Source organism: Pseudomonas sp. FDAARGOS_761 (assembly GCF_013343155.1).
Lineage (GTDB): Bacteria > Pseudomonadota > Gammaproteobacteria > Pseudomonadales > Pseudomonadaceae > Pseudomonas > Pseudomonas aeruginosa.
Genome location: NZ_CP054572.1, coordinates 1,412,307 through 1,431,488, shown reverse-complemented (window position 1 = coordinate 1,431,488; position 19,182 = coordinate 1,412,307). Strand labels below are relative to the sequence as shown.

The 19,182-nt window shown below is 68.6% G+C and carries 13 protein-coding genes; 7 read left to right on the top strand and 6 right to left on the bottom strand.

Features of this window, described 5'->3' with window-relative positions; genetic code table 11:
• Positions 1-336: 336 nt before the first annotated feature.
• The 4 genes from aprF to aprX all read right to left on the bottom strand — a co-directional run bounded on the left by aprF (position 337) and on the right by aprX (position 6,193).
• Positions 337-1,782, bottom strand: coding sequence for an alkaline protease secretion protein AprF (aprF, locus tag FOC67_RS06825; RefSeq protein WP_065278275.1), 1,446 nt, complete (start codon positions 1,780-1,782; stop codon positions 337-339).
• 3 nt (positions 1,783-1,785) lie between these two features.
• Entirely contained in the window at positions 1,786-3,084 is a 1,299-nt protein-coding gene (gene aprE / locus FOC67_RS06820) for an alkaline protease secretion protein AprE (protein WP_003082540.1), read from the bottom strand.
• The gene (gene aprD, locus FOC67_RS06815) at positions 3,081-4,862 is read right to left on the bottom strand and encodes an alkaline protease secretion ATP-binding protein AprD (RefSeq protein ID WP_034036094.1); all 1,782 of its coding nucleotides are present in this window, start codon (positions 4,860-4,862) and stop codon (positions 3,081-3,083) included. The genes aprE and aprD overlap by 4 nt, the downstream gene beginning before the upstream one ends.
• An 86-nt stretch (positions 4,863-4,948) precedes the next feature.
• Positions 4,949-6,193, bottom strand: coding sequence for a type I secretion system-dependent protein AprX (gene aprX / locus FOC67_RS06810; protein WP_003082538.1), 1,245 nt, complete (start codon positions 6,191-6,193; stop codon positions 4,949-4,951).
• Positions 6,194-7,235: 1,042 nt separating this feature from the next.
• On the opposite strand from aprX, the gene FOC67_RS06805 reads away from it, so the two are divergent.
• On the top strand, positions 7,236-7,550 hold the full coding sequence (locus FOC67_RS06805) for a LasR-specific antiactivator QslA (RefSeq protein ID WP_003086723.1): 315 nt from the start codon (positions 7,236-7,238) through the stop codon (positions 7,548-7,550).
• A gap of 235 nt (positions 7,551-7,785) precedes the next feature.
• On the top strand, positions 7,786-10,362 hold the full coding sequence (locus FOC67_RS06800; protein ID WP_009315518.1) for a PAS domain-containing protein: 2,577 nt from the start codon (positions 7,786-7,788) through the stop codon (positions 10,360-10,362).
• A gap of 22 nt (positions 10,363-10,384) precedes the next feature.
• Here the strand turns inward: FOC67_RS06800 and FOC67_RS06795 are convergent, their stop codons facing one another.
• A complete protein-coding gene (locus tag FOC67_RS06795) occupies positions 10,385-12,157 on the bottom strand; it encodes a S8/S53 family peptidase (RefSeq protein ID WP_003111686.1) in 1,773 nt (590 codons plus the stop codon).
• A gap of 79 nt (positions 12,158-12,236) precedes the next feature.
• Entirely contained in the window at positions 12,237-12,797 is a 561-nt protein-coding gene (locus tag FOC67_RS06790) for a TetR/AcrR family transcriptional regulator (RefSeq protein WP_003086720.1), read from the bottom strand.
• A gap of 164 nt (positions 12,798-12,961) precedes the next feature.
• On the opposite strand from FOC67_RS06790, the gene FOC67_RS06785 reads away from it, so the two are divergent.
• The 5 genes from FOC67_RS06785 (at position 12,962) to FOC67_RS06765 (ending at position 19,180) form a co-directional block, all read left to right on the top strand.
• Complete coding sequence (locus tag FOC67_RS06785) at positions 12,962-13,759, top strand: crotonase/enoyl-CoA hydratase family protein (RefSeq protein ID WP_003086719.1); 798 nt, start codon at positions 12,962-12,964, stop codon at positions 13,757-13,759.
• Positions 13,760-13,815: 56 nt separating this feature from the next.
• Positions 13,816-14,700 carry an alpha/beta fold hydrolase gene (locus FOC67_RS06780; RefSeq protein WP_003086717.1) on the top strand — a complete coding sequence of 295 codons (885 nt, stop codon included), beginning with the start codon at positions 13,816-13,818 and terminating at the stop codon, positions 14,698-14,700.
• A 382-nt stretch (positions 14,701-15,082) separates the two neighbouring features.
• Entirely contained in the window at positions 15,083-16,531 is a 1,449-nt protein-coding gene (locus FOC67_RS06775; protein ID WP_034027533.1) for an efflux transporter outer membrane subunit, read from the top strand.
• On the top strand, positions 16,528-17,679 hold the full coding sequence (locus FOC67_RS06770; protein WP_009315512.1) for an HlyD family secretion protein: 1,152 nt from the start codon (positions 16,528-16,530) through the stop codon (positions 17,677-17,679). Before FOC67_RS06775 ends, FOC67_RS06770 begins: the two co-directional genes overlap by 4 nt.
• A complete protein-coding gene (locus tag FOC67_RS06765; protein ID WP_003082523.1) occupies positions 17,669-19,180 on the top strand; it encodes an MDR family MFS transporter in 1,512 nt (503 codons plus the stop codon). The genes FOC67_RS06770 and FOC67_RS06765 overlap by 11 nt, the downstream gene beginning before the upstream one ends.
• Positions 19,181-19,182 lie beyond the last annotated feature (2 nt).

Genomic DNA, 19,182 nt, shown 5'->3' with positions numbered 1-19,182 from the left:
AGGAAATAACTCGGATACAATTATCGGATGGATAATTGCAGTTATCGGCCAGATCAGGCCGAAGTCCAAACTGACACAGCTTATTTTCCAATGTCCACAGGTTTCACGAAAAAAATTAAGCTGCACTTAAAGCATATGCACGAACGAATTCCGCATATATGAAATCATGCAGGAAAGATAAAACCACCGAAGACACTGGAATATTATAAAAACCGTTTCATATAAATAGAGCCTTATTGGAAAAACAATTCCGTGCGTATTGTTCGACCTCTGTCGACCCGCCCGGGACATCGACTTCACGCCAGGCGAACAATTGCCCGCACGTCCTTCGCGGTCTCAATTGAGCGCGCTCCGGTTTTCCTCCGTATCGGTCTTCGACAGGGTGTGCAGCGGCGCCGGGCAATCCGTCGTCGCGCAGTCGCGGCGGCGCGCCGGCGTCTCGCCGGAAACGAAGTTCGCCGCCACCAGTTCCAGGTCGGCTTCGTCCAGCACCCCGGCGTAGAAACGCAGGCGTGCCCAGGCCGTGAGGTAGTCGTACTTGGCCTTGGACAGCTCGTTCATCGCGCTGTACAGCGCCTGCTCGGCGTTCAGCAGGTCGAGGTTGACCCGCACCCCGGCGGCGATGCTCTTGCGCGTGGCCATCACCAGCGTCCGCGCCGACTCCACGGTCATCTCGTAGGCGCGGATCTTCGCCGCGCTGCTGCTGCTCTGGTTGTACATCTTGCGCACCTGGTTGAGGGTCTCGCGGACCTTGTCGTCCAGGTCGTAATGGCTCTTCTCCATGCGATGCGTGGCCTGGCGCGTCGCCGCCAGGGTCTCGCCGCCGGAGAACAGCGGAACGCTCAACTGGATGCCGACGCTGTCGGTCTCGTAGCGCTGGTTGTAGGTGTTCTCCGAACCGGACTTGGACTTGCCGGTGCTGGCGTACAGGCCCAGGCGCGGCAGGAAGTCGGCGCGGTTCTGCTCGACCTCGTAGCGGGCCACGTCCACCGCGTGGCGCAGCGAGGCCAGCTCGGGATTCTCGGCCAGCGCCAGGTCGCGCCAGGCGGTGTAGCTGGCGGGGCTCAGCGGGCGCACCTGGAAGCGTTCGCCGAGCGGCGCCAGGTCGGCGATCTCCAGCGGCGCCCCGACCAGTCGCTCCAGCTCGCGCAGGGCGGCATCCTGGCTGTCCCGCGCCTCGATTTCCTGGGCCTGGGCCAGGTTGAAGCGGGCCTGGGTCTCCAGGGTGTCGGTGCGGGTGCCGTTGCCGCGCTCGAACTGGCGCTGGTTGAGCTGGAACTGCTCGCGGTAGGAGCGTTTCTGCGCCCGCGCCAGTTCGATCTGGTCCTGGGCCAGCAGCGCGCCGGTATAGGCTTCCAGGACCCGGACCAGCAGTTCCTGGCTCTGGCTGCGGAAGCGCTCGTCGGACAGCAGCGCCTGGGCCACGCCCTTGCGGTAGCGGCTGAAGGCCTCGTAGTCGAACAACGGCTGTTGCAGGCTGAGGGTGGAGACGTAGCTGTCGTAGTCGCGGTCTTCCTTGAAATCGCCGCGGGTGGTGGCCTGGGTCACATCGGACCAACTGCGCCCACGGTTGTAGCTGTACACCAGGCGCGGCAGCAGCGCCGCGCGGCCGAGCGCACGGTATTGCCTGCCGGCCTCGTGCTCCTGGATCGCGGCCTGGAACTGCGGGTCGTTCTCCAGGGCCAGGTGATAGCCGTCCAGCAGGCCGAGGGCGAAGGCATCCTCGCGCAGCAGCAACAGGAAGGCGCCGAACAGCCAGGTCATCAGGCGGCGCGTGGTCATCGGTCAGTTCTCCGCCAGCGCCACGTGGGCGCGGTCGAACAGGGGCTTGAACAGGTAGTTGAGCAGCGAGCGCTCGCCGGTGCGGACGAACACCTGCACCGCCATTCCCGGGCGGATCTGCAGGCCCTTCAGCTTGCCCATCGCGGCCGCGTCGACCTGGGCGCGCAGCGCGTAGTAGGGCTGCTTGTTCTGCTCGTCGAGCAGGCGGTCGGCGCTGACCATGGTCACCTCGCCGGTGACCCGCGGGGTCTTGCTCTGGTTGAAGGCGGTGAACAGCATCTCCACCGGCAACCCGCTGTGGATCCGGTCGACCAGGTTCACCGCGAGCTGGCCCTCCACTTCCAGGCTGTCGCTGTTGGGCACGATGTACATCAGCAATTCGCCGGGGCCGATCACCCCGCCATCGGTGAACACCTTCAAGCCGGCCACGTAGCCGCTGACCGGCGCGCGGATCTCGGCGTGCCGCAGTTCGTAGCGCGCCGAGGACAGCTCCTCCCAGAGTGTCCGCGCATTGACCTGGGTTTCCGCCAGTTGCCCGTTGACTTCCTTGCGGTACTCCTCCTCGCGTTGGGCGATGCGCATCTGCGCCTCGGCGATGCTCTGGCGGATCTGCCCGAAGCGACCGCTGCTCTCCGATAGCCGGGCGTTCACCTCGGCCAGTTGGCGCTCCTGTTCGAGCAACTGGTTGCGCGGCATGTAGCCTTCCTCGGCGAGGTCGCGCGCACCGCTCAACTGGCTGTTCAACAGGCGTTGTTGCAGGCGCTGGTTGCCCTCGGTCTGGCGCAACCCTTCGAGCTGGGCGCGCAGCCCCTCGATGTTCGCCCGCAATGCGGAGAGTTCGTTGGCCAGCGCGGTCTGGCGGCTGTGCAGCAACTGCCGTTGCAACTCCAGGCGCTCGCCGAGGGTCGGCAGCGGGGCCTGCTCGGCCAGCCCCGCGGGCATCTCCAGGGTCCGCCGGCCGTCGTATTCGGCCTGCAGGCGCGCCTGGTTGAGCCGCGCGTTGGCGTACCGGTTGAGCAGCGAATCGACGTTGGCCCGGGCCTGGGTCGGTTCCATGCGGATCAGCGGCTCGCCCGCCTCCACATGCTGGCCGTCGCGCACCAGGATGTGCTTGACCACCCCGCCCAGCGGATGCTGCACCGACTTGCGCTGGCCGGAGATGATCACCGTGGCCGGCACCGCCACGCCCTGGTCGAGCGGCGCGAAGGCGGCCCAGAGCAGCGCGCCGCCGAAGCCGAACAGGACCAGCAGCCAGCCCAGTCGCGCATAGGCGTTCTCGTCGCGTTTCACCGTGCGGGTCATTCCACACCTCCCTGGCGCGGCGCGGCCACCACCTGCGGCGCGCCGTAGCCGGCCACCCGGTAGTCCGCGCGCTGCCGCGACGCCGACGCGGCGCGCTGGTTGTTCAAGGCGGCGAGCACCTGGTCACGCTCGCCGTACAGGTGCAACTGGCCGGCGTTCAGCGCCAGCAGGCGGTCGGCGCAACCCAGCACGCCGGCCCGGTGGGTGATCAGCAGCACCGTGCAGCCACGCGCCTTGAGCGCCTGGATCGCCGCCAGCAGCGCCTGCTCGCCGCTGTCGTCGAGGTTCGAGTTGGGTTCGTCGAGCACCACCAGGGTCGGCGCGCCGTACAGCGCCCGGGCCAGGGCGATGCGCTGGCGCTGGCCGCCGGAAAGCCCGGCGCCGCCGACGCCGAGCACGGTGTCGTAGCCCTGCGGCAGGCGCAGGACCAGTTCATGGACCCCGGCCAGGCGCGCCGCCTCCACCACCTTGTCGGCCTGCACCTCGCCGAAGCGGGCAATGTTTTCCGCCACCGTGCCGGCGAACAGTTCGATGTCCTGCGGCAGGTAGCCGATGCGCGGGCCGAGGGTCTCGCGCTCGTACTGGCGGATCTCGGCGCCGTCCAGGCGCACGCTGCCGTGCAGGGTCGGCCAGATGCCCAGCACTACCCGCGCCAGGCTCGACTTGCCGGAGCCGGACGGACCGATCACGCCGACCACCGAGCCGGCCGGGATCGCCAGAGTCAGGCCACGCAGGGTGCGCGCCTCGCTGCCGGGCGGCGCCGCGTCCAGCGATTCCAGCAGCAGGTGGCCACGCGGCTCGGGCAATTCCATGCGCCGCTCGCGGGCGGGGAATTCGTCGAGCAGGCCGCTCAGCCGGCGATAGGCATCGCGCGCCGCGCCCCACTGCTTCCACACGCCGATCAGTTGGTCGATGGGCCCCAGCGCACGGCCCATCAGGATCGAGCCGGCGATCATCATCCCCGGGGTGATGCGTCCCTCCACCGCCAGCCAGGCGCCGAGGCCGAGCACCAGGGATTGCAGGGCGATGCGCAGGTACTTGCTCAGCGCGTTGATCCGCGCCGCGCGCTCGCTGGCCAGGCTCTGCTGATCGAGGAACGCCTGGTGCAGCCGTTCCCAGCGCCCGCGCATGCTACCGAGCATGCCCATCGCCTCGATCACCTCGGCGTTGCGCAGGTTGTTGCTGGCCAGTTGGCCGGACTTGATCGACAACTCGCCGGCCTTGGCCAGCGGCGCACGGGTGGCGCGTTCGTTGAACCAGGCGAGGGCCATCAGGGCCAGCGCGCCGACCAGCGAGAGCAGGCCGAGCCAGGGGTCGAAGAGGAAGATCACCAGCAGGTAGACCGGGAACCAGGGTGCGTCGAAGAAGGCGAACAGCGCCTGGCCGGTGAGGAACTGGCGCAGGGTGGTCAGGTCGTGCAGCGCCTGGCTGGCCTCCTGGCCGCCGGCGCGCAGGTTGCGTTCGAAGGCGGCGGCGTAGATCCGCCCGTGCAACTGGCCGTCGAAGCGTTCGCTGACCCGCACCAGGACGAAGCTGCGCAGCGCCTCCAGCGCGCCCATGAAGACGAACACGCCGAGCGCCATCAGGGTCAGCATCAACAGGGTGACTTCGTTGGCCGAGGACAGCACGCGGTCGTACACCTGCAGCATGTACAGCGAGGGCACCAGCATCAGCAGGTTGATCACCCCAGAGAACGCCGCCACGCTGCGCAACGCGCCGCGGCTGGCCGCCAGGGCCTGTTTGATTTCGTTGGTAACGCTGGAACCGAGCCTTGCCATCGAGCGCGCTCACTTCTGCCACGACTGCCGCTGGAATCCCGAATGAGCCCGGATGGCACCTCCCTGTGCCGGGCGTTCCCTCGCCGTCAGGCGGCCAGGGCCTGATGCTCCGGCGCCGGGTCGGCGCCGATCAGCTGGATTGTCGGCGGCGCCGCTTCGCCGCCGTGGCCGAGCAGCGCCGCGAGCACCTTGCCGGCACCGTCCAGGGCGCTGTGCGCGGTATCCCCGGCGATACCGGCGACGATCGACAGGTCATTGTCGAGGTCATGCACCAGCTCGATCTGGCCCTTCGGCCCGACCCCGGCGACATCGACACCGGCAATCGTTTGCGCATACAGCTTGCTGTCGAAGTGCAGGTCCAGCGTCGGCAGCGAGACACCGATGTCCTTGACCACCGGCACGTAGCCGAGGATGCCGCCGACGATGGGCAGGTCCTTGAGGGTCACCTCGTTCCAGCTCAGCAGCTTGACCTCGTTGTAGCTACCCAGCTCCAGGGTGCCGCCGAGATTGGCCACGCCGAGGTTGTAGCTGGGTCCGGCGATACCGTAGAACTTGGCGCTGAAGCCTTCCTTGTCGACCGAGCCGACCACTCCCAGGCCGCCGAGGTTGAGCGGCGCCAGCACCGGCACCAGCGGCGCGGTGATCGGATTCAGCGCCAGGGCTGCGGTGACCAGCGGAGTCAGCGGCGTCTCGCCGCCGAAGGTCAGGCCTTGCTCGGTGAAGGAGACGTTGATCGGCAGCGGGCCGAGGATGCCGCGGCTATCGGGAATCACGCCCTGGTCGTGATTGCCGCCGAGCAGCGAGCCGATCACATTGACCCCGAGCAGGCCGTCGCTATTGCCGAGGCTTAGCGAGCCACCCTGGTAGGCGGCGTGGTAGAGATCGTTGGCGGCCTTCAGGCTGTCGCTGCCGAATTCCCAGGCATGGCCGACGGTGGCACCGACGCCCTGCCCCAGGTCACCGACCAGCTTCAGGTAATCCTCCGGCTCGACGCGCCCGTGCAACAAGTCGTCGGCGATCGCCAGCGAGTTGCCGGCCAGCCCGCCCAGCGTGCCGACCGCGGAGCCTACGGTGTCGAGGGCGTCGCCGGCGATCTCGCCGAGCGTGCCGGCCACCGCGCCGACCGTACCCTCCAGCGCCTGCTCCACGCTGGCAACGGCGTCATGCACCGATGTCAGCGCTTCGTGCACCTGCTGCTCCACAGCGTCGACGGTGGAGCCCACCAATGTCCTGGCCACGTCCGCCACCGCCGTGACGGCGGTGGCGGCCACCTGCGTCGCGCGCTCGTAGACCTGGCCGAACAGGTTCGCGGCTGCATTGAATAATCCCATCTTCTGTTCCTCGATTGAGTTGTCTCGGTTATCGCGTTTCCGGCGCAGGTCGCTGTTTACCGACCGAACCGGTCACGCGGTTAAGCGCAGTCAGTGAGTTCCGCGAGAAAACGGAACGCGGGTACCTGAAAGTTCATCAGGCCTGGCGACAACTTGTTTTTATTGGAAGACAGGAGCCCCCCGAGGGCGAAACCCATTTAATCCCGAGCAGCCCGCAACAGAGCGCTCTCCACCGCTTCGCCTGTTAAGTAGGACTAACATGGGAAAGGCAAATTTGTACCACCACTTAAATCAGTTCAATACTTTGGTTGGGCATACCGACCTGTCAGTTCTGCCAGGTGGATTTCCAAGCCCCTGATTCCTAAACGGATTATTGACGCTTTTAATTAATATCGAATGACGGACGGTCGCCCCGGCACGAACTCTGACGAAAATCAGAAATGAAGAAAGGGTTATATCCTTATGCACCAAAGTGCCGAGCCGCCCTCGCGGCGTGCCCAACTAGCGTGCAACTTCGGCAGCGCCCTCTTCGAAGAAGCGAATGACACTTTTGCGTGGCTCATAAGGAATACTCTTATTGCGTGAAGCGCATCACAAAATATTGAATCGAACAGTCCAGGCGGATTGTTTTCTCCTGGTAAACGATGATTAACGGCGCGCTCCCAACGCCGGGTTATTTCCATGAATCGCTTCAGCCAACGCCTTGCCTGCCGATAGCCTCTGCCGTCACCCGTTCCCGCCCTTGCTCCCCGCCTTGCCTGCCCCTATCCTGCGCCCGTCACGGCCAAATCCGTGACCGGGTTTGACAGCCCGAAGAGACGGCGCGATGCGCCGAGCGGTGCATGCGAAAGCAGCGAATGCTTTTGCAGGCATCGGCTCGACCGCAGTTTTCCAACTGCGGGCCTTCATGGCGGATCGCGTGGGGAGACCCTCGTGGTCTGCCGGTTCCGTTTCCCGGTCTGTCAACCCTGCGCGATCCTGCCTCCATCGATTGACAGCGAAGGCGGCAGGTCATGTGACTCTCAGAAACGGAGCACCCAGCATGACGAAGGATGAAAAGGAAAAGACCCACGTCGACGCAATCATCGAACGCTACAAGGACCTGATGGTCGAGATTCCCCCCGCCGACCGGCAACCCGGTCTCTCCCTGCTCTGGCCGGTTCCCGCCCAGCCCGCCATCGACAAGGGCGTCCGCCAGGCCGAGAACTGGCTTGCCGACCAGATCGAAGGCCAGCTCTGGACCGCCTTCGCCTTCGGCCGCGACAGCCTGCCCACACCGATGCAGAAGACCGCCTTCGAAGTGGCCTTCCTGACGCGCCTGCAGCAGCGCCTGGTAGCCGCTCGACGTTCCGGTTGACCCGGCCATGGCGAATGACGCCGGTGGCGTCGTTCGCCCCTACGCCAAGTCTCCATCGCGGTCTCGGGCACCGCGTACGAAATCATCGCCAGACTCCGCCTGGCAACGCGCCGAGCGTCTGGAGCGCCCCGGTGCGCCATCCCGCCCAGCCGGATTGAACGCAAGCGCACCCACCGCCCTCCTATATTCCATACGACCCACCACCTCAACCGGAACCGAGCAAGACTCCGCAGACATGGCACAGCCTTTCACCATCGAACCGGACCCGAACCCCCTCGACCATCCACCGGCCTTCCTGGCCAACGGAGGAACGGTCGGGAAACTGTTGCTCAGCCTCGACGCGGCCAGTTCGCCCCTCGGCCCGCCGGACGCCTGGTCGGCGAGCCTGAAGACGACGATGGCCACGCTGCTGCCGGCCAAGGCGCAGATCGTGCTGTTCTGGGGCGCGGAATTCGTCGCCCTGTACAACGATGCCTACGCGCCGAGCATCGGCGACAAGCATCCGCGCGCCCTCGGTCGGCCGGCGATAGAGAACTGGCGGGAGCTGTGGGATGACCTCGAACCGCTGCTGCGCGGTGTGTACGAGACCGGCGAGACCTTCGCGGCAAAGGATCGGCCCTTCTACATCGAACGCCACGGGCGCGGCGAGACGGTCTATTTCGACGTGTCCTATTCGGCGGTGCGGGAAACCGACGGTTCCGTCGGCGGCGTGCTGTGCATCGTCACCGAGACCACCGAGCGGGTGCGTTTCGAACGCCGCCAGGCGTTCCTCCTGGAACTGGGCCAGACCCTGCCGTCCCTGGCCGATCCCCTGGAAATCGAAGCCACCGCCCTGCGCCGGCTCGGCGAGGAGCTGGGCGCGTCGCGGATATTCTTCGGCGAGGACAACGGCGACGGCATGACCTTCCAGGTCCATCGCGACTATCTCCACGACGGCCGCTCGGCGGTCGGTCGGCATCGCTACCTGGCGTTCGGCGCCACCCTGTCCGGCGAACTGCATGCCGGACGCAGCGTGGCGCGGGAAGACCTCGCCGGGGAGCGCGGCATGAGTCTCGACGAGGCGGCGAGCCGCGCGCGCCTGGGGCTGGGCGCCACGCTGCATGTCCCGGTGCTGCGCCACGGCCGGCTGGAGGCGCTGCTGGCGATCCACTTCGCCCATCCGCAGGCGCTCGGCGAAGATCCGCGCCGCCTGGCGGAGGAAGCCGCCAAGCTGGCCTGGACCTCGCTCACCCATGCCCGCGCGGAGCTGGCGCTGCGCACCAGTTCCGCGCAACTGGCGGCGATGTTCGACCAGGCCAGCGCGGGCATCGCGGTATGCGACCGGAACTGGCGCTTCACCCGGGTCAACGATCGCTACTGCGAGATCGCCGGCCGTTCGCGCGAGACCCTGCTCGGCCTGCGCATGCAGGACATCCTCGACCCCGCCGACTTCGCCCTCCCTGCGGCGCCAGGCGGAGCGACCGGCGCGGCGTTCGAGATGAGCGGCCGCTACGTTCGCCCCGACGGCGATACGGTGTGGGTGCAGAACCAGGTCACGCCGCTGGTGGACGAGCAGCATGCCGCCAGCGGCCTGCTCTGCGTGTGCATGGACATCAGCGCGCGGGTACGCGCCGAGAACGAGCTGCGCGAACTCAACGAAAGCCTGGAAGAACGTGTCGCGACCATGCTCGCCCAGCGCGAAAGCGCCCTGGCGCAGCTTCACGAGGCGCGCAAGATGGAGATGGTCGGCCAGTTGACCGGCGGCATCGCCCATGACTTCAACAACCTGCTGACGCCGATCATGGCCTCGCTGGAACTGATCCGCCGGCGGCTCGACGACGCCCGCTCCACCGACCTCATCGACGGCGCGCTACAGTCCGCCGAACGGGCGCGGAACCTCGTCGGTCGCCTGCTCACCTTCGCCCGCCGGCAAACCCTCAAGCCGCAGGCGGTGGCCCTGCGCGAGCTGGTCGAAGGCATGCACGACCTGATCGAGCGCTCGCTCGGCCCGACCATCGAGGTCCGCATCGAGATCCCGGAACGCCTGCCTGCGGTGGTGGTGGATCCGCACCAGTTCGAACTGGCCATCCTCAACCTCGCGGTGAACGCCCGCGACGCCATGGGCGAAGGCGGCCGCCTGGAAATAGGCGCGCGGACCGACCTGGTGATCGACGGCGCGGTGGACGGTCTCGGCGCCGGCCGCTACGTGTGCCTGGAAGTCGCCGACAACGGCGGAGGCATGCCCGCCGAGGTGCTGGCCCGCTGCATGGAGCCGTTCTTTTCCACCAAGGGCGTGGGCAAGGGCACCGGCCTCGGCCTGTCGATGGTCCAGGGCCTGGTCGCCCAGTCCGGCGGCGGCCTGGGGATCCACTCGGAGATCGGCAAGGGGACCCGGGTGAGCATCTGGCTGCCGATCACCGCGGAGCAGACGCAATCCACCGCAGAAAGCTGCCCGGACGCACCGGAAGCGTTGCGGCCGACCCACGTGCTGCTGGTCGACGACGACAGGATGGTGCGCTACACCACCGCGCTGCTGCTCGGCGATCTCGGCTACCAGGTCAGCGAGGCGGCGTCGGCGGAGGAAGCCCTGGGCGAGGTCGAGCGCGGCCTGGCGCCCGACCTGCTGGTCACCGACCATCTCATGGCCGACAAGACCGGCGTGCAGCTTGCCGAGGAACTGCGCCAGCGCTTCCCGCAATTGCCGGTGCTGGTCATCACCGGCTACGCCAACCTCACGCCCGAGCAACTCAACGGCTTCGAGGTGTTGACCAAGCCGTTCCGCCACAACGAACTCGCCGAACGCCTCGCCCGGCTGCTGGAAGCCTCGCCGTGAGGCCCAGGGCCGGCGGAACGCCTCAGCGCACGCGCTCGCGGCTCTTCACCGCCAGGTCCAGGGCTTTCTGCATGTCCAGCCGCGCCGAGCGGCCGACGTCACGGTGGTCCAGGCGGTAGCCGCGCTCCGAGGGCAGGATCGGTGCGGTGAGGTCCTCGGCATCGGCCGGCTCGAAATCGTAGTCGCCGCCGATGGTCATGGCGCTGCGCCGGAGCAGCATGCGGATCTCCTCGGGTCGCAGCCGCGGGTTGAGGGAAAGCATGGCGGCGACCGTGCCGGCGACCATCGGCGTGGCATAGGAGGTGCCGCAGTGCACCTCGCCCCACGCGTCCCGCTCCAGGGTCGAGGCATGGGTACAGGCGGCGGCGGTGACATCCACCCGCATGTCGACGTTCGAGGTGCTGCGCTTGACCGCGTAGGCCGGGTCGTCCACCGCCAGGCCTTGGCGCTCGCTGCGCTGGTGGCCGCCCACCACCAGCAACTGCTCGGTGACGAAGGAGGACGGCAGGCGGTATTCGTCGGTACCGGAGTAGGACGAGCCGTTACCGGCGGAGTTGACCACCAGCACGTCCGGATGCTCCTTGCGCAGCCAGAGGAAGAACTCCTCGAGCAACTCCTCGTAGCCGCTCATGGCGATCCCCGAGCGCACCAGCGAATCCACCTCGTCGCCGTCGACGTCGCGAGCGCCGACGCGGTGGATGCCCCAGCTCCAGTTGAGCACCCGCACGCCATCCTCCACCAGGTTCACCGAAGCGGCGACGTTGGCCGTGATGCCAGCGTCGGAATTGCGCTCGACGATCACTTCGAAACCCTGGCTGGCGCGGTCCAGCCCACGCAGGAAGCCACTGTTGCCGCCCTGGTCCCAGCGCGCGGCGAGGATGCCGGCGACCGTCGAACCGTGGTTGTCGGGACGTTCGGCATCGCGCGCGTAGAGGCAGGTACGCGGCGCGGGCGCCTTGCAGGGGCCGAGGTAGTCGGCGAAGTCGGGGGCGTCGAAGTCGACGTCGCGCTCGATCACCCCGATGCGCACCGGGCGGGTCTCCAGCGGGGCCTGGCGGGCGCGGACCCGACGCTGGTAATAGTTCACCGCGTCCATGAAACGATTGGCCGCCCACTCGTCGGAGTCGCTGTCCGGCTTGTCCACGGGCCGGCGCGCCGCCTCGGTTTCCTCGCCCTTCTCCGGCGCGGACTCCTCCACCACCACGGCGTCCACGCTGGTCTCGCTGCCGATGCGGAGGACCAGCGCGTCGCGCTGGACGAGGTCGCGCGCCGGCAGGCGCAACTGGTAGAGGTTCAACGGCGGGATCGCGCCGACCACCCGCGCGCCATATTTATCGGCCAGGCGTTCGGCCTCCCGGCGACCGTCGTGGTTCTCCTCGATCAACAGGCTGACCAGGTCGACGTAGGTGGTCAGGCCATCCATGTTCTTCGCCACCTCGTCGGGACCGGCGGCGAGCACATGGCTGCCGTTCAGGGTCAGCCATACCGGATTGCTGCTGCGCCCGCCCTGCTCCAGCCAAAGCGGACCGCTGGCGTGGCCACGGCGGTCCAGGCGGAGCCGCAGGCCGTCGCCCTCGCGCCGCAGGGCGGTGGCCGGCAGTTCGCGGCCGTCCAGCAACAGGCGCGGCAGGCCGGCACCCAGGCCGCGCACGCGCAGGCACCACTCCTGCCGCTCGCTGGCCAGGAGATCGCCGCAGCGCTCCAGGCGCTCCAGGCGCAGGGGTGTTTCGGCGGCGACCAAAGGACTGCCCAGGGACGCGAAAAGGATGGCGAAAACGGCACGGCGCAGCGGCATGGACTCAGCTTCCGGAACGGGGACCTGTTGTTCCGACCGCCTGGCGAAACGCTTCGTTCAGGTTGAAGGCGGGCGCAGGCTAGCCCGCCAGTTGCTCCAGCGCTCGCCGGGTGACGCCATCGATATAGCCCGGCTCGCCATAGATGCGCGCCAGCAGGATGGCGCCTTCGAAATCGGCCACCAGTTGCCGGCCGCGCTCCAGCGCCTGCGCCTCGTCGAAGGCCGGGCGGTAGAGCTGGGCGAAGGCTTGCGCCCAGTCGTCGAGGAAACTGCGGATCGGCGCCATCAGCTCGCTGCGACCATAGCTGGCGTCGACCGCGACCACGCCCATCAGGCAGCCGATGCTGTCGTCCTGGAACAACCGGGCGGCCTTGCGGCCGAGTTTTTCCAGGCGCTCGCGGGGCGTCAGCAGCGGGTCGTAGGCGATGCTGAAGAGCGTCTCGGCGAGCCGCTGGTGGGTCCATTCGAGAACGTCGCGGAGCAAGGCTTCCTTGTTCGGGTAGTGGTGGTAGAACGAGGCCTTGGTCAAGCCGCAGGCGCTGGACAGCATTTCCATGGTGGTGCCGTGGTAGCCGTAGCGACGGAAGGTGCCGGCGCAGCGCTGGAGAAGCTCGTCGCGGGAGATTTTCAACGGACGCACGGAAGGTTCCTGCTCTCGATCAAAGGCGTTGATTCTATGCCATAAGCCTTGGCGCCTCAATTTGACGGTTACCGAATGTTTGTTTAGTTTTTACAAACCGAATGTTCGGTAGGTAACTAGAAGAAGTTTCCGCTCCACCAACCCAAGCACAGGAGAGAGGCATCATGAGCGAAGCCAACAGCGGCCCGGGCCGCGTCACCCGAGAGCAGCGCGGTCATCTGTTTCTCATCGGCCTGGACCGCGCGGGCAAGCGCAACGCCTTCGACAGCGCAATGCTGGCGGACCTGGCGCTGGCCATGGGTGAATACGAGCGCAGCGAGGAATCCCGCTGTGCCGTGCTCTTCGCCCATGGCGAGCACTTCACCGCCGGGCTCGACCTGATGGAACTGGCACCGAAGCTCGCCGCCAGCGGTTTCCGCTATCCGGACGGCGGCGTCGATCCCTGGGGCGTGGTCCAGCCGCGTCGGAGCAAGCCGCTGGTAGTCGCGGTGCAAGGCACCTGCTGGACCGCCGGGATAGAGCTAATGCTCAATGCCGACATCGCGGTGGCCGCGCGCGGCACGCGCTTCGCCCATCTGGAGGTGCTACGCGGCATCCCGCCGCTGGGCGGATCCACCGTGCGCTTCCCGCGTGCGGCGGGCTGGACCGACGCCATGCGCTACATCCTCACCGGCGATGAGTTCGATGCCGACGAAGCCCTGCGCATGCGCCTGCTCACCGAGGTTGTGGAACCCGGCGAGGAACTGGCACGGGCCCTCGAATACGCCGAGCGGATCGCCCGGGCCGCGCCGCTGGCGGTGCGCGCCGCGCTGCAATCGGCGTTCCAGGGGCGCGACGAGGGGGACGATGCGGCGCTGTCGCGGGTCAACGAGTCGCTGGCCGCGTTGATCGGCAGCGAGGACGTCCGCGAGGGCGTGCTGGCGATGGTGCAAAAGCGCGCGCCGGCGTTCAAAGGCCGCTAGCTCCCCTGCGGGTCGACCCCCGGTCGCTCCGCTCCATCTCTCCTGCGGAAACCGACATGACTTCGTTGACTCAACATTCCGCAGCGCCGGTGCGGATGGAACGCCTGGCCCTGCCCGCGACCGACGGCTATCCGCTGTCCGCCTACCGCTACCACGCGCCGGGCCACGCCCATGGCAACCTGCTGGTGGCCGGCGCGACGGGCGTCGCCCAGCGCTTCTACCGGCGTTTCGCCGAACACGCCGCGCGCCAGGGCTTCGACGTACTCACTCTGGACTATCGCGGCATCGGCGAATCCGCGCCGGCAAGCCTAAAGGGCTTCGCCATGTCCTACCTGGACTGGGCCTACCGGGACCTCGCCGCCGCCGTCGAGCTGCTCGGCCGGGAGGAGCGGCCGCTGTACTGGATCGGCCACTCCTTCGGCGGCCACGCCATCGGCCTGCTGCCCGACCATGGGCGGCTCGCCGCCTGCTACAGCTTCGGCAGCGGCGCCGGCTGGAGCGGCTGGATGTCGCGCCGCGAAGCGCTCAAGGTGCGCCTGCTGTGGACCCTGGTGCTGCCGCCGCTGGTGGCCTGGAAAGGCTACATGGCCTGGAGCCTGCTGGGCATGGGCGACGACCTGCCGCTGGGGGTCTACCGCGACTGGAAGCGCTGGTGCCGCCATCCCCGCTACTATTTCGACGACCCGGCGATGCGCCACCTCCACCAGCGCTACGCCGCAGTGCGCACGCCCTGTCTGTTCGCCACCGCCCTGGACGATCCCTGGGCACCGCCGCGCTCGCGGGACGCCTTCGTCGAGGCCTACCGCAACGCACCGCTGGAAACCCTCGACCTGCGACCCGACGGTGGACCGCTCGGACACATGGGCTACTTCCGCGCCGGTGCAGAGGCGCTGTGGGACGACGCCCTGCGCTGGCTGAGACGGCATCCGGAGAACGCCTGAAAGACCAGCGAGAGCGCGCCATGCACCCGTTGCCGTTGTCCCTTCGCCTGTTCGCCGTCGCATTCTGGCTGGGCGTGGTCGCCGTGGAGTTCCTTCTCGAACGCAGCCGCGCCGAAAGCCGCGACCGGGGTTTCGCCGGGAGACCGCCACCAAGGCCGACAGCTTTGCCGGGATGAACCGCTGCTCCCGGCAGATCCACCGCATCTCCCTGCTGGCCATCCCGGCCGGGCTGCTGGCCCTGGGCTGCGGCCCGTACCTGATGCGACAACGCTGAAAAATCCGCCGACTGTCCATTTCGCGACGATGACTGGCGCTTTTGCCGGCGCAGGCCGCCCGCGCCTGCCTTACCGTTCCCCGCTCTTTCAGACACGGGAGCAGGGCAATGCCGCTTGCCAGTCATCTGCGTTGCGTGGCGCTGGCGCTGGGGATCTCCACCGCGCTGGGCTGCGCGAACCGCAACCAACCCGCGCCACGCGCGGAAAGCCTCGACCCTGGCCTGTCGAGGGTGGCGGGAACCCGCGGCGACGCGCTGCCCGCCCAGTGGTGGACGCTCTACCAGGACCCTGGGCTGAACCACCTGGTGGCCGCCGCGCTGCGCCACAACCGCGACCTGGCCGCAGCCGATGCCCATGCCCGCGCGCTCCTCGGCCATCTGCGCGGCGCACAGGGCGAACGCTGGCCACGGACCGAGGTCGGCTATGGCTACCAGTATGGGCGCGACGGCGACGACCAGACCCTCGCCGAAGCCACCGACGAGGAGCTGCGCAGCCAGTGGAAACACACCGCCCGCCTCGACCTGTCCTACCAGTTGGACCTGTGGGGCGAAGTCCGCGCCCGCATCGCCGCGGCGAAGGCGGATGCCGAAGCGGCGCAAGCGGCGCGCGACCTGCTCAGGGTCAGCGTGGCCAGCCAGACCACCCTCGCCTACGTCCGCGCCTGCGCCCTGGCGCGACGGGCAGAGGTACAACGCCGATCGGTCGGCCTGCTCGACGCGAGCCTGGCGCTGAGCGAACGCCAGCTCGCCGCCGGCCTTTCCAGCGAGCTGCAGCGACGCCGGCTGCTGGCCTTGCGCGAGCGGACCCGCGCCGCGCTGCCGATGCTCGAGGCGCGGCGGCGCGCGGCACTCTACGAACTGGCGCTGCTCAGCGGGCGCTCGCCGCGCCAGTTGGACGCTCCTGCCGCGACCTGCGCCGGCATACCGCAACTGCGCCGTGCCCTGCCCACCGGCGACGGCTGGAGCCTGCTGGCGCGCCGCCCGGACGTCCGCGCGGCCGAGCGCCGGCTCGCCGCCGCCGACGCCCGGCGCGCGCTGGCCGAAGCCGAGCTGTACCCGCGCATCAGCTTCGCCGTCGGCGCCGAAACCTCCGCAGCGACCCTCGCCGGCCTCGGCGGCAGCGGCGCGCTAGCCTACGCGGCCGGTCCTCTGCTGAGCTGGCGCTTCCCCAACCGGGAAAGCGCGCGAGGCCGCCTGGACAGCGCAGCGGCAGAGCGCGACGCCGCTCTGGCGCGCTTCGACGGAGCGGTGCTCGGCGCCCTGCGCGAGGTCGAGCGTGCCTTGGCGCTGTATGCCGGCGAGCGCCAGCGGCGTGCCGACCTCCAGCGTGCCCTCGACGAGCAGCGCCACGCCTACCGGTTGGCGCGCAGCAACTATCGCGCCGGCGCCCTCGATGCCCTCGAGCTGCTCGACAGTCAACGCAGCCTGGTCGCCGACCGGGCGCGCCTGGTCGACGCCGAGATGCGCGTCGCCGAGCGCCAGGTCGAACTGTTCCGGGCTCTCGGCGGCGGCTGGCAAGCCGCTCCCAGCCCCTCCCACCAGGATAACGGACAATGAACCAGGCAATCAGGGAACCCATCGAACACACCACTGGCGAAACCATGCCAGCAGCCACGCACCGGCGCCGAACCTGGCTGCTGGGCGGCCTCGCCGGCGCCATCGCGCTCGCCGCCCTGCTGGCCTGGTGGTGGAGCAGCGGACGCTTCCTGGAGGGCACCGACGATGCCTATGTACGCGCCGACTGGGTGGCGGTCAGCGCGCAGGTCTCCGGCTACGTCGCCGAGGTGCTGGTGGCCGACGACGCCGACGTCCAGGCCGGCGACCTGCTGCTGCGCCTGGACCCGCGCGACTTCCGCCAGCGCCTACGCGCCGCCGAGGCCCGCGAAGCGGCGGCGCAGGCGGCGCTGGAAGCCCAGCGCGCGAAGCTGGAGACCCTCGATCGGCAACTGCTGGAGCAGGTGCAGACGATCAGCCGCGCCCGCGCCGATGGCGAAGCGGCGCGAGCCGAATGGCGCCGCGCCGAGACCGACTGGCGACGCTACCGGCAATTGGCCGACGAGCATGCCACCAGTCGCCAGCGCCTGGAGAATGCCGACGCGGCGCACCAGCGAGCGCGGGCGGCGGCGCGGCGGGCAAGCGCCGAGGAAGGCCGCCAGCGCGCCGCCAGGGACGTACTGAAGAGCCGGCGACGCGAGGCGGAGGCGGCGCTCGCCCAGCGCCAGGCGGAGCTGCAGGAAGCCGCGGCGGCGCGCGAACTGGCGCGCCACGCCCTGGACGATACCGAAATCCGCGCCCCATTCGCCGGCCGCGTCGGCCAGCGCAAGGTGCGCCTGCGCCAGTACGTCACGCCGGGGCTGCCGCTGCTGGCGGTGGTGCCGCTGGAGCAGGCCTACGTGGTGGCCAACTACAAGGAGACCCAGCTCGAACGCATCCGCCCCGGGCAACCGGTAGAGCTGGAGGTGGACACGTTCGGCCGCCGCTGGCGCGGCCGCGTCGACAGCGTGGCGCCGGCCTCCGGCGCGGTATTCGCGCTGCTGCCGCCGGACAACGCCACCGGCAACTTCACCAAGATCGTCCAGCGCTTCCCGGTGCGTATCCGCCTGGACGCCGACGCCGCCGAGCGGGGCCGGCTGCTGCCGGGGATGTCGGTGATCGCCACCGTGGACACTCGCGAACCGGACGGAGCCTCCGCCGATGAGCGCTGACGACAAGGTATCGCTGCGTGCCTGGGTCGCCGTCACCGGCGGCCTGTTCGGCTGCTTCATGGCCGGCATGAACGTGCACGTCACCAGCGCGGCGCTGCCGGAGATAGAAGGCGCGCTGGGAGCCACCTTCGAGGAGGGCTCGTGGATCTCCACCGCCTATCTGGTCGCGGAAATCAGCATGATCCCGCTTACCGCCTGGCTGGTGGAAGTGTTCTCCTTGCGCCGGGTGATGCTCCTCGGCTCGCTGGTGTTCCTGCTCAGTTCGCTGAGCTGCGCGCTGGCGCCGAACCTGTCGACGCTGATCCTGATCCGGGTGATCCAGGGGGCTTCGGGGGCGGTGCTGATCCCGCTGTCGATGCAACTGATCCTCACCGAGCTGCCGTCCAGCCGGATACCCCTCGGCATGGCGCTGTTCAGCCTTTCCAACAGCGTGGCCCAGGCCGCCGGCCCGTCGATCGGCGGCTGGCTGGCGGATGCCTATTCCTGGCGCTGGATCTTTCTCCTGCAACTGTTGCCGGGGATCGCCCTGCTGGCCGCGGTGGCCTGGTCGATCCGCCCCCGCGACGGCGACCGCGAACGCCTGCGCCAGGCCGACTGGCTCGGCATCGGCGCGATGGTCGCCGGCCTCGGCGCGTTGCAGATCGTGCTGGAGGAAGGTGGCCGCCGCGACTGGTTCGAGTCCGGCTTCATCCGCACCTTCGCCGTCCTCGCCGTGCTCGCCCTGCTGCTCTTCGTACAGCGCCAACTGTGGGGCGCGCGGCCGTTCATCAACCTGCGCCTGCTGGGCAGCTACAACTTCGGCGTGTCCAGCCTGGCGATGGCGGTGTTCGGCGCGGCGACCTTCGGCCTGGTGTTCCTGGTGCCCAACTACCTGTCCCAGTTGCAGGGTTTCAACGCCCGGCAGATCGGCGACAGCCTGATCCTCTACGGCCTCGTGCAACTGCTCCTGGCGCCGCTGCTGCCGCGCCTGATGCGCTGGCTGAACCCCAAGCTGCTGGTGGCCGGCGGCTTCGCGATCATGGCCCTGGGCTGCTGGATGGGCGCGCACCTGAACGCCGACGCGGGACGCAACGTGATCATCCCCTCCATCGTCGTGCGCGGCATCGGCCAGCCGCTGATCATGGTCGCGCTCTCGGTACTGGCGGTGAAGGGCCTGGACAAGGCCCAGGCCGGCTCGGCCTCGGCGCTGATCTCGATGCTGCGCAACCTCGGCGGCGCGATCGGCACCGCGCTGCTGACGCAACTGGTCTCGCTGCGCGAGCGCTTCCACTCCGAGCGGATCGGCGAGACCCTGACGATCTTCGACGGCGCCCTGCAACAGCGCCTGGGCGGTGGCCAGGTGCGGATACAACTGCCGGAGCAGCAGCAGGCGCTGGCCCTGCTCGACCACGGGGTGCGCCAGCAGGCCTACCTGATGGCCTACTCCGACGCCTTCTACCTTTCCTGCGTGGCGCTCCTGGCCTGCGCCCTGGCCTCGCTGATGCTGCGCCAGAAGGACTGAAC

Excerpts from the sequence above, each read along its gene's own strand:
- aprF (WP_065278275.1), bottom strand. The coding sequence starts at position 1,782 with ATGACCACGCGCCGCCTGATGACCTGGCTGTTCGGCGCCTTCCTGTTG.
- aprE (WP_003082540.1), bottom strand. The coding sequence starts at position 3,084 with ATGACCCGCACGGTGAAACGCGACGAGAACGCCTATGCGCGACTGGGC.
- aprD (WP_034036094.1), bottom strand. The coding sequence starts at position 4,862 with ATGGCAAGGCTCGGTTCCAGCGTTACCAACGAAATCAAACAGGCCCTG.
- aprX (WP_003082538.1), bottom strand. The coding sequence starts at position 6,193 with ATGGGATTATTCAATGCAGCCGCGAACCTGTTCGGCCAGGTCTACGAG.
- FOC67_RS06805 (WP_003086723.1), top strand. The coding sequence starts at position 7,236 with ATGACGAAGGATGAAAAGGAAAAGACCCACGTCGACGCAATCATCGAA.
- FOC67_RS06800 (WP_009315518.1), top strand. The coding sequence starts at position 7,786 with ATGGCACAGCCTTTCACCATCGAACCGGACCCGAACCCCCTCGACCAT.
- FOC67_RS06795 (WP_003111686.1), bottom strand. The coding sequence starts at position 12,157 with ATGCCGCTGCGCCGTGCCGTTTTCGCCATCCTTTTCGCGTCCCTGGGC.
- FOC67_RS06785 (WP_003086719.1), top strand. The coding sequence starts at position 12,962 with ATGAGCGAAGCCAACAGCGGCCCGGGCCGCGTCACCCGAGAGCAGCGC.
- FOC67_RS06780 (WP_003086717.1), top strand. The coding sequence starts at position 13,816 with ATGACTTCGTTGACTCAACATTCCGCAGCGCCGGTGCGGATGGAACGC.
- FOC67_RS06775 (WP_034027533.1), top strand. The coding sequence starts at position 15,083 with ATGCCGCTTGCCAGTCATCTGCGTTGCGTGGCGCTGGCGCTGGGGATC.
- FOC67_RS06770 (WP_009315512.1), top strand. The coding sequence starts at position 16,528 with ATGAACCAGGCAATCAGGGAACCCATCGAACACACCACTGGCGAAACC.
- FOC67_RS06765 (WP_003082523.1), top strand. The coding sequence starts at position 17,669 with ATGAGCGCTGACGACAAGGTATCGCTGCGTGCCTGGGTCGCCGTCACC.